Source organism: Vibrio sp. Vb0349 (assembly GCF_033338975.1).
This window is the reverse complement of the sequence record NZ_JAWOTS010000105.1, coordinates 1-1,777: the sequence shown is the minus strand read 5'-3', so window position 1 is coordinate 1,777 and position 1,777 is coordinate 1. Positions and strand designations below refer to the sequence as shown.

The 1,777-nt window shown below is 43.4% G+C and carries 2 protein-coding genes; one reads left to right on the top strand and one right to left on the bottom strand.

Going from position 1 to position 1,777, the window contains the following annotated elements:
* Nucleotides 1-1,493: VPA0450 family T3SS effector inositol phosphatase (locus R7Q47_RS23605; protein ID WP_318089545.1), on the top strand; the 1,493-nt coding region annotated here is incomplete at its 5' end.
* A gap of 91 nt (nt 1,494-1,584) precedes the next feature.
* Here R7Q47_RS23605 and R7Q47_RS23600 read toward each other — a convergent pair.
* A partial coding sequence (locus R7Q47_RS23600) for a hypothetical protein (protein WP_318089543.1) occupies nt 1,585-1,777 on the bottom strand: 193 nt, incomplete at its 5' end.

Below are 1,777 nucleotides of genomic sequence, written 5' to 3'. Positions count from 1 at the left end.
TGTCGACAATTCAAATTAATAGTCAACATCGAGGTAATTTAGACCTCGCAGATATTCAAAATATCAAAACCAATGCGAAAGAAGGCGATACCGTTAAATTTGGCTCTGTATTTGGTAAAGAATACAGCGTTACCAAAAGCAATGATGGTGAAATTAGCCTCAAACAAAAAGAAAATCGCAGCTTTTTTAATCGCTTTTTTAGCAAAACAGATTCATCGAAAAACAGCGACTTAAAGCTGAACTTGATGAACCAACAACTGCACAAAAAAGAGAACAACGGCAACGTTAAGGTCCTGACGTTAACGTACAACCAAGCCAACCAAAAGATGCCTGCAGAGACGAAGAACTACTTCCAAAACCTTATCCAAAAGGGTGACTATGATGTGGTCTTATTTGCCGAACAAGAATCGAAATTGCTTGCTAACGACCTAGAACTCGATGGCATGAACCTGCTTAGCCAAAACAAAATGAAAGTCATGACTAAAGGGCTTGGTGAAGGTATCAGCTACACTTCGATGTCTGTTTTTGCGAAAGATGGCGTCGATATTAACGTGAAAAATGAGTCTGAATATCGTCACGGCATCGGTGGACGAAACATGGAATTCTTCATGGGCATCACGGGTAATAAAGGCGGCGTGAAAACGGCTTTGGAGATCAATGGACAACCTTTAAACGTCATTTCTGCACACCTGGATTCCAACAAAGAAGTCAAACGTGAGTTCGAAGGCAACAAGTTGATGGAAGGCATTAATCCAAATGAGGAAGTTCTGATCACTGGCGATCTCAATGAACGTGAGAAGCGCGTTGCTGAAGGCTCTGATGTGCTGTACGACCCAATTGCCCACGATGATACGCACTTAGCGAAACATGGCTTTAAGTTCAAACCACTCGATAGCCATACTTACATGCAGCTAGATAAGCACACTGGCAATATTAAGCAGAAAGAAGGCCGAGATCGCCCTGACTTCGGTGAGCTGGATAACACTGGTTTAACCAACAAAACGGGCAACTTACAGAACCACCAAACCAGTGTTATCACTGATGGTTTTGAGAATGTCAGCGACCATAAGCCAGTGCAGTCAACGTTCGAAGTCAGAAGCTTTTCTCAAAAGTTGATTGAAAACGCATTTACTCAAAATGCCAATGACTTTAAAAATGATGCCGCCTATCTGAAGCCAGGCACGAACCCAGCTAACGCAACGTTTGATGATGTAACCTCTGCTAACCAAGCACGTCTGGGTTTAGAAAACTTAAACCCGAATGAACAAGCATTCGTGAAAGAGAATTTTGCGAACTTTATTATCGGTAAAGACGCGATCTTCAGCCAGCTAACTAGCGGCTTTATGGAGGAGATGAGCCAACTTCATGCCTCTGATCTTGCTAAGAACCCAACTCATCTACAAGCGCAGCAAATTGCGTTGAGCGAAAAATACGAACAGCTAAGCGATAAAGTAAACGCTGAGTTTAATAAACAATTCGTGGCAAATCTTTAGCCACAGAGCCGTATTTATCTCTGTTCGATATGGAAAACATGAAAAGTTAAAAACACAAAAAGGCCCTCTTCCCGGGCCTTTTTCATGGCGTTCATTTGTTCGGCTTGCCTCCACCTTTTCCGCCGCCCTTACCACCACCAGAACCCGCAACCGTGATGTTATCGCTCCATCCACTCCAGAACAAAGAACCATCGCTTTGCTGAATGGTGCCAACACGATAATGCACTTCGCCATTGGCACTGGAATCTTCAAACGTCGTGGCCGTAGGGTCGAGAACATCCCAA